This is a genomic window from Catellatospora sp. NPDC049609, assembly GCF_040675365.1.
In the GTDB taxonomy this organism is placed as follows: Bacteria; Actinomycetota; Actinomycetes; order Mycobacteriales; family Micromonosporaceae; genus Catellatospora.
In genome coordinates this window covers 1-7,216 of record NZ_JBFAOU010000270.1, presented here as the reverse complement: position 1 = coordinate 7,216, position 7,216 = coordinate 1, and the positions used below count along the sequence as shown (strand labels likewise).

Here is a 7,216-nt window from a genome sequence, read left to right as displayed (position 1 = left end):
GTGTCTCTGCGTGTTGGTCCGGGGGGGGGGGGGGGGGTGTCCCGGCCCCGCCTCGCCCGGTTGCTACGGGGCCGCGGTGGCCTCGTCCGGGGATGCGAACAGCCGGTACGACCCGACGACCTCGAGTTGTTCGATCACCGGTGGTCCGTCCACGAAGCCCTGGAGCTGCTGCAGGAACTGCCCGAACTCGGGGATTTCCAGGCGCGGGTCCGCGATGCCGTCGGCGAGCTCCAGCAGGATCACGAAGGTGCCCGTGTCCGTGACGCGGGTCGACGCGTACCGGATGCCGTCGGGGCGCAGGCGCGCCAGCACCGCGAACAGCTCACTCGCCGCCGCCTGGGCCTGCCCGAGGGCGTCGTCCCTGACCCTCTGGCGCACCATCGTCACACTCATCTCGTCCTCCTTGGTCAGCCGCTTCGCGGCGGTTCTCCTCACGACCATGACGAGACGAGGGCCCGGACTGTGACAGCATCGGGCGCGATCCGACAGGCGGGCCATGTCGAGGCTGATCGACGCGGTTCGGCTCGGCGCGGGCAGGGCCACGCAGCGCGGGCCCGCGGCGCGGGTGGCGCGGCGGGCCCGGGGCAGGCTGGTGGTGGGTGGGTCAGGCGGTGGCGCGGGCGGCCTGGCGGGCCTGGATGGCGGCGCGCTTGTCCTCGAAGCGGGAGGCGGCGCGGTCCAGGTCGCCGAGTATGGAGACGAGCTCCTCGCGGTGCTTCTCGCCCTCGGCGGTGAGGTTGTCGCGCTCGAGCACCTTGAGCTGGCGCAGCACCGGCATGACGATCTCGTCGTGGTGGATGCGCAGGTCGTAGATGCCGGCCATGGCGATCTGCACCGACTTGCGGCCGAAGTTCTCGATGGTGTGGCCGGGCATCTGGAACGCCTTCACCACGCGGGTGATCGCCGCCATGGTCGCGTTCGGGGACAGCTCGAACGCCGCGGTGAGCAGGTTGCGGTAGAAGAGCATGTGCAGGTTCTCGTCGGCGGCGACCTTGGCCAGCAGCGCGTCGCAGACCGGGTCGCCGCTGACGCGGCCGGTGTTGCGGTGCGCGACGCGGGTGGCGAGCTCCTGGAAGGAGACGTACGCCAGGGAGCCGAGCACGTCGGGGTGGTCGGCGGTGTAGCCGGCCTCCATGTGCGTCATCCGGGCCCGCTCCAGCGCGATCGGGTCGACCGCGCGCGTGGTCAGCAGGTAGTCGCGGATCGCGGTGCCGTGCCGGCCCTCCTCGGCCGTCCAGCGGTGCACCCAGGTGCCCCACGCGCCGTCGCGGCCGTACAGCGTCGCGATCTCGTGGTGGTAGCTGGGCAGGTTGTCCTCGGTGAGCAGGTTGACGATCAGCGAGGTGCGGGCGACCTCCGACAGCTTGGACTGGCTCGGGTCCCACGCCTGGCCGCCGAGCGGGCCGTCGAAGTCGGTGCCCTGGCTCCACGGCACGAACTCGTGCGGGAACCACTCCTTCGCGGTGGACAGGTGCCGGTTGAGGTTGGTCTCCACCACCGGCTCGAGTTCGAGCAGCAGTGCCTTGGTGTCGGTGGTTTCGGTAGTCACGCAGTCCTCCTGGGATGGGCTCCTAACTACGGTACCGTAACCTACGGCACCGTAGTTAGTCCTCGTCCGAGGAGTCTTTCGCCTGCTCCGGGGCGGGGGCGGTGCCGCCGAGGTGGGCGGGCAGCCACCAGGCGTCTTCCGGTCCGCGTGGTTTGTCGGGATACTCCTGCTGTGCCCGGTCCAGTAGGGCCCGCATCCGGCGGTGCAACTCGGCCGTGACGATCTCCGACTTGTCCCGCCTGCCGGGGTGCATCGGCTCGCCGACCAGGATGGACACGGCCACGTGCCGCTGGGTCAGCCGGCGCGGGCGACCCTTTGTCCATAGGCGTTGCGGCCCCCACAGCGCCATCGGGATCAGCGGCACCTCTGCCGCCGCGGCCATCCGCGCCGAGCCGCCCTTGATCTCCTTGACGGTGAACGACCTGCTGATCGTGGCCTCGGGGAAGACGCCGATGATCTCCCCCTCCTTCAGCGCCGCCAGCGCGGCCTTGTACGACGCCAGGCCCGCCTCGCGGTCCACCGGGATGTGATGCATCCCACGCATCAGCGGTCCCGCGATGCGGTTGGCGAAAATCTCCTGTTTTGCCATGAAACGGACCATCCGCTTTGACGGCTGGGCGGCGAAGCCGCACAGGATGAAGTCCAGGTAGCTGATGTGGTTGCAGGCCAGCACGGCGCCTCCCACGGTGGGCACGTGCTCGGCGCCTTGCAGGTCGATCCGCAGGTCAAGAACGCGGAAGGCGGTCTTCGCGAGGGCGATCACGGGCGGGTATACGCGGTCCGGCATGCCGTAACAGTAGAGCCCGCGCCCGCCCGTGGCGGCGGCGCGGCACGCGCCACAGCAGCAGCGCGGCCGGGCACAGCGCCAGCGCGCCGACCGCGAACGCCGCCCCGGGCCCCCGCGCCGCGGCCAGCCAGCCCAGCGCCAGCGACCCGCCCCCCGCGCCGAGCTGCAGCACCAGCGACTGCACCGACAGCACCGTGGCCCGCTCCGCCGCCTCGACCCGGTCGTGCAGCAGCCGCCCCACCGGCGCCACCGCCGCGCCCAGGCCCAGGAACATCAGCAGGTACGCCGCACCCGCGGCGATCACGCCGGGCAGCCCCGCCAGCGAGGCGGTGCCGGCGAGCCCGGCCAGCGCCAGCGCCGCGACCAGCGTGCCCGCGCAGGCGGCCCGCCCCGGCGACCCCAGCCGCCGGGTCAGCGGCACCCCGAGCGCGTTGCCGGCCGCGTCGGCCGCGAACCCGACGGCCGCCACCAGCGCGTACGCCAGCACCCCGCCGCCCGGCCCGCCCGCGAGCACGGCCATCCAAGCCGGGGTCAGCAGCTCGATCACGGCCAGCGCGGTGCCCGTCGCAGCGGCCACCAGCAGCACGCGTACCAGGACGTGGTCCCGCCCCGCCAGCCGCAGTCCGGCCGCGACGGTGCCGGGCACGCCCCGCAGCACCGAGGCCAGGCCCGGCCGCGCGCCGCGCACCTCCCGCATCGCCACCGCGACGAACACCAGCAGCGCCAGCTCGCAGCCCATCGCCAGCAGCACCGGCACGGCCAGCCCGGACGCCGCCCAGTCACCGAGCGCCGCGCCGCCACCGTCGGCCGCCGTGGCACCGGGCACCGACATGCCGCCGCCGGCCGCCGTGGCGCCGCTCGTGACCATGCCGCCGACGGTGGTCCCGCCGCCGAGCGCGGGGGCAGACGACCACAGGAACGGGATCACGCCACCCGCGAGCACCCCCACGGCCAGCGCGGCGGAGGCGGCCATGGCGCCCCGGGCCAGGCCGGGGCCGAGGTCGGCGTCGCGGCCCGCCGCCGCGTGCACGGCGTCGACGTACCAGGCCTCGGCCGGGCCGGACGACAGCGCGCGGGCCGCCCCGCGCAGCGCCGCCGACACGGCGAGCACCCACAGCGTGCCGCTCAGCCCGAGCAGCAGCAGCCCGGCCAGCCCGGTCGCGGCCGACGCGAGCAGCACCGGCCGGCGGCCGAGCACATCGGACAGCCCGCCCGTGGGCAGCTCCAGCGCCACCACGGTGACCGAGTACACCGCGCCGACGGCGGCGATCGCGCCGAGGCTCAGCCCGCGTTCGAGCATGAGCAGCACCATCGGCGCCAGGTACAGGCCGGTCGGCAGCCAGGTCAGGAAGGAGAGCGCGACGTACCGGCGCCGCGCCGCCGCCGCCGTGATCACGCGTCGGCCGTGCGCGGCAGGCCGGACACGACGATGCTGACCGGCCGCGCGGCCGGGTCGTCGGCGTCGGCCGCGGCGAGCTCCTCGGCGTGTGCGTAGAACCGCGCCCACAGCGCGTCGACCGACGCGGGCGTGAGCCGGACCAGCAGGTCGCCCACGCCCGACGCCTCGACCCACTCGGCGGGCAGCGTGGGCAGCGCCGCCTCGTACCCCTCGATATCCCTGATCAGGATCTCTGCCTGCTGCCGGCGCATGACGGCGGACGCGGCCCGGCCCTCCTCGGTGGCGGCCATGGCGGTGGCGCTCCACTCGTGGGCCCGGTGCACCGCCTGCCAGCGCCGCGCACGCGGATGCGTCGCGCCCCCGGTCTCCGCGATGAAGCCGTGCTCGGCGAGCACCCGCAGGTGATAACTCGTCGACCCGGTATCGGTCCCGAACCGCCGTGCCAGCTCCGTAGCCGTGGCCGCCCCGTGCTCCTTCAGTGCCCCCAACAGCCGCGCCCGCAACGGATGCGCGATCGCCTTCAACTCCGCGACATCCCCGACCCGCCGTACCCCATCACTCATAGCCCCGCACCCTAGCCATGCAGAACTTCCTTTGCAAAGAATATTCTGCAAAGCCGCCTCGTCCGCGTCGATCTTGCGCGAGCTGTGGACGACACGCAGGATAGGGACGAAGGGGCAACAGTTCGCGCAAGATCGTCGGTGCGTGGCGTGAAGCGGCGCGATACGGTGGCTGCGCACCCACTCGGCAGGGAGGAACACGTGGCCGTCGTCGTCGCGATCAGCGGCTCGCCCTCACCCGCTTCGCGCACCGCCCGGGTGCTGGCCGGCGTCGCCGGCAGCCTCGACGCCGAGATCGACACCATCGCGGTCCGCGAACTGCCCGCCGACGTCCTGCTCGGCTGCGACCCGAGCCACCCGGTGATCCTCGACATCGCCACGCGGATCAGCAACGCCGACGGTGTGATCGTCGCCACGCCCGTCTACAAGGCGGCCTACAGCGGTGTGCTCAAGGCGCTGCTCGACCTGCTGCCGCAGTACGCCCTCGCCGGCAAGACCGTGCTGCCGCTGGCCACCGGCGGCACCGTCGCCCACGTGCTCGCCATCGACTACGCGCTGCGGCCGGTGCTCACCACGATGGGCGCCACCCACGTGCTGCCCGGCTACTTCGTGCACGACCAGCTGATCAGCGACGGCCCTGACGGCGGCGTCGTCATCGCCGAGCCCGCCCGCAGCCTGCTCGACGGCGTCGTGGCCGCGTTCGCCGCCGCCCTCACCGCGAAGGTCTCCGCCTAGCCGCCATCAGTGTCCGGCTGGGTCGGTGCCTAGGTGCATGATCGCTGTCTCGGGTCAGAACCTGTGGTGAGACTGAAGATCCTGACCGGAAACAGCGATCTTCCTGACCGGCCGATCTCCGGGGGCGGCGCAAAGTCGGTCGACGGTTCGGTGCGGAGTACCGGATCATGCGGGTCATGACAGTGCCCACACGGCAGATCCGGGCGGTCTTCGACGACGAGACGATCACCGTCTACCAGGCGTACCGGCCCGAGATCGGGGACGCCGCGGCGGGGCTCGGACGTTTCCCGGACTGGTACCGCCGCGACCGGATGACCTGGATCAAGCCTTCGTTCCTGTGGATGATGTACCGCTGCGGCTGGGCGACCAAGCCGGATCAGGAGCGGGTGCTCGCCATCCGGCTGCGGCGCGACGGCTTCGACGCGGCGGTCCGGCAAGGTGTGCCCAGCCACCACGACCACGACCGGTACGCGCAGCTCGCCGACTGGCGCCGGGCGCTCGAGCAGTCACCGGTGCGCGTGCAGTGGGACCCGGAACGGGACCTGCACCTGCGCCCGCTGCCGCACCGGGCGATCCAGATCGGACTGTCCGGCTCGGCCGTCGCCGCCTACGTCGACGAGTGGACGGTGGACATCACGGACGTGACCGGCCTCGCCCACGAGATCCATGCCCTGGTGACCGCCCGTGACCTGGACGCGGCCACGCGGCTGCTGCCGCCCGAGCACCCGTACCCCGACCCGCACGGCGACGCGTCCGGCGGCGGTCGCTAGACGTCGTACACCGTGACGGGCACCCCGGCGGCGAGCAGCGTGTCGGTGACCAGCGGCTCGATCCGGTTCCAGGTGCCGCCGGCCAGGCCGCAGCCGATGCGCGGCATGTGCACCGACGCGCCCAGTCGCACCGCCTCGGCCGCGAGCGTACGCAGGCCCGCCTCGATCGCCTCGTAGCGGACCGGCGGGCCGGAGCTGCCGCGCCGCGTGCCGTGCTGGCCGATGATGTTCGCGACCCAGGTGTCCGGCAGCACCTGCACCAGGCGCACCGCGCCGAGGCCGAAGTCGTTGCGGGCCCGCTCGCGGTGCCACCGCCGGAAGTCGCGCTCGGGCTCGGGCCAGCGGCGGGAGATCGCGAGCACGAAGCCCCTGCCCCAGCCGCCCGCGTCGTTGCAGACGTGCGCGATCACTTTCGGCCCCTTGGCCTGCGGGCTCGTCGCGTCGCCCTTGATGATCGTCAGCGTGGACACGCGGCACAGTCTGCCGTCATCCTGTGACAACCCGCTCGCGATTCGCGGCGCGGTCGGGCAGGCTGGCGGTCATGTCACCGCGTAGCGTCGCCGAGCTCACCGCCCTGCTGGACGCCGGGCGCAAGCCGAAATACCTGCTGTTCTGGGGGCACCAGCCGCAGCCGGACGGCAGCATCGGCCAGGGCTGCCTGAGCCAGTGGTGGCCCGCCGCGTTCACCGTCGACGGGCAGCGGTTCGCCACCGCCGAGCACTACATGATGTGGCGCAAGGCGACGCTGTTCGGGGACACGGCGACCGCAGCGCGCATCCTCTCCGCGGGCCACCCACAGGAGGCCAAGGGCCTGGGCCGTGAGGTACGCCGGTTCGACCAGGCCGCCTGGGAGCGCGAGCGGTACGCCGTGGTGCTGGCGGGCAGCGTCGCGAAGTTCGGGCAGGACCCGGCGCTGCGCGCGTACCTGCTGGGCACGGGGCAGCGGGTGCTGGTGGAGGCGAGCCCGGTCGACGCGGTCTGGGGGATCGGCCTGTCCGCCCGCGACGACGGCGCCTGGGATCCGCGCCGCTGGCGCGGCCTGAACCTGCTCGGCTTCGCCCTCATGGAGGCGCGCGAGCTGCTCGCCGGCACGGATCAGCCGATCGCGCCGTAGCGGGCGGCGGGCGTGCCGGTGAGGTGGGCCCAGTAGCGGTCGCCGTACGACCAGTGCCACCACTGCGCGGCGTAGTTCACCAGGCCCGCCCGGCGCATCGCGCCCGCCAGCAGGTCGCGGTGGCGGCGCGCGTCGCCCGTGACGCCCGCGCACTCGGTGGGGCAGCACGCCGGATCGGGATCGTGCACCAGGCTGCCCATCGGCAGCGGGGTGCCGTCGCGGTCGACCAGGGTCAGGTCGACCGCGCCGCCCGTGACGTGCGGCGCGTGGGTGCACCACGGCGAAGGCGCCGAGCACCAGCA

10 protein-coding genes are annotated in these 7,216 nt (G+C 73.3%); 3 read left to right on the top strand and 7 right to left on the bottom strand.

Translation table 11 applies throughout. The features are described 5' to 3' along the window. Window positions 1–63: 63 nt before the first annotated feature. From AB0J67_RS37875 to AB0J67_RS37855, 5 genes are all read right to left on the bottom strand, one after another. The gene (locus AB0J67_RS37875; protein WP_363490093.1) at window positions 64–393 is read right to left on the bottom strand and encodes a hypothetical protein; all 330 of its coding nucleotides are present in this window, start codon (window positions 391–393) and stop codon (window positions 64–66) included. 211 nt (window positions 394–604) lie between these two features. Continuing rightward, entirely contained in the window at window positions 605–1,549 is a 945-nt protein-coding gene (locus AB0J67_RS37870; protein ID WP_363490091.1) for an acyl-ACP desaturase, read from the bottom strand. Window positions 1,550–1,604: 55 nt separating this feature from the next. Then, window positions 1,605–2,336 (bottom strand): lysophospholipid acyltransferase family protein, encoded by a 732-nt coding sequence (locus AB0J67_RS37865; protein WP_363490089.1) that lies wholly within the window; start codon window positions 2,334–2,336, stop codon window positions 1,605–1,607. Continuing rightward, a complete protein-coding gene (locus AB0J67_RS37860) occupies window positions 2,275–3,732 on the bottom strand; it encodes an MFS transporter (RefSeq protein ID WP_363490087.1) in 1,458 nt (485 codons plus the stop codon). The genes AB0J67_RS37865 and AB0J67_RS37860 overlap by 62 nt, the downstream gene beginning before the upstream one ends. After that, the gene (locus tag AB0J67_RS37855; RefSeq protein WP_363490085.1) at window positions 3,729–4,298 is read right to left on the bottom strand and encodes a helix-turn-helix domain-containing protein; all 570 of its coding nucleotides are present in this window, start codon (window positions 4,296–4,298) and stop codon (window positions 3,729–3,731) included. Before AB0J67_RS37855 ends, AB0J67_RS37860 begins: the two co-directional genes overlap by 4 nt. Before the next feature lie 198 nt (window positions 4,299–4,496). Between AB0J67_RS37855 and ssuE the strand changes: the two genes are divergently transcribed. Together ssuE and AB0J67_RS37845 are read left to right on the top strand one after the other, a co-directional pair. Next, window positions 4,497–5,030, top strand: coding sequence for an NADPH-dependent FMN reductase (ssuE, locus tag AB0J67_RS37850; RefSeq protein WP_363490083.1), 534 nt, complete (start codon window positions 4,497–4,499; stop codon window positions 5,028–5,030). Window positions 5,031–5,206: 176 nt separating this feature from the next. Further along, on the top strand, window positions 5,207–5,800 hold the full coding sequence (locus AB0J67_RS37845; protein ID WP_363490081.1) for a DUF4291 domain-containing protein: 594 nt from the start codon (window positions 5,207–5,209) through the stop codon (window positions 5,798–5,800). Here the strand turns inward: AB0J67_RS37845 and AB0J67_RS37840 are convergent. After that, on the bottom strand, window positions 5,797–6,270 hold the full coding sequence (locus tag AB0J67_RS37840; RefSeq protein ID WP_363490079.1) for a macro domain-containing protein: 474 nt from the start codon (window positions 6,268–6,270) through the stop codon (window positions 5,797–5,799). The genes AB0J67_RS37845 and AB0J67_RS37840 overlap by 4 nt on opposite strands. A 71-nt stretch (window positions 6,271–6,341) precedes the next feature. Here AB0J67_RS37840 and AB0J67_RS37835 point away from each other — a divergent pair, with 71 nt between their 5' ends. Then, window positions 6,342–6,914, top strand: a complete 573-nt coding sequence (locus AB0J67_RS37835; protein WP_363490077.1) for an NADAR family protein — start codon at window positions 6,342–6,344, stop codon at window positions 6,912–6,914. Here AB0J67_RS37835 and AB0J67_RS37830 read toward each other — a convergent pair. After that, a partial coding sequence (locus AB0J67_RS37830; protein ID WP_363490075.1) for a M15 family metallopeptidase occupies window positions 6,896–7,216 on the bottom strand: 321 nt, incomplete at its 5' end. The two genes, AB0J67_RS37835 and AB0J67_RS37830, sit on opposite strands and share 19 nt — an antisense overlap.

What these genes read in the sequence shown, in the direction of transcription:
- AB0J67_RS37865 (WP_363490089.1), bottom strand. Translation starts at nt 2,336, where the DNA reads ATGCCGGACCGCGTATACCCGCCCGTGATCGCCCTCGCGAAGACCGCC.
- AB0J67_RS37875 (WP_363490093.1), bottom strand. Translation starts at nt 393, where the DNA reads ATGAGTGTGACGATGGTGCGCCAGAGGGTCAGGGACGACGCCCTCGGG.
- AB0J67_RS37845 (WP_363490081.1), top strand. Translation starts at nt 5,207, where the DNA reads ATGACAGTGCCCACACGGCAGATCCGGGCGGTCTTCGACGACGAGACG.
- AB0J67_RS37855 (WP_363490085.1), bottom strand. Translation starts at nt 4,298, where the DNA reads ATGAGTGATGGGGTACGGCGGGTCGGGGATGTCGCGGAGTTGAAGGCG.
- AB0J67_RS37835 (WP_363490077.1), top strand. Translation starts at nt 6,342, where the DNA reads ATGTCACCGCGTAGCGTCGCCGAGCTCACCGCCCTGCTGGACGCCGGG.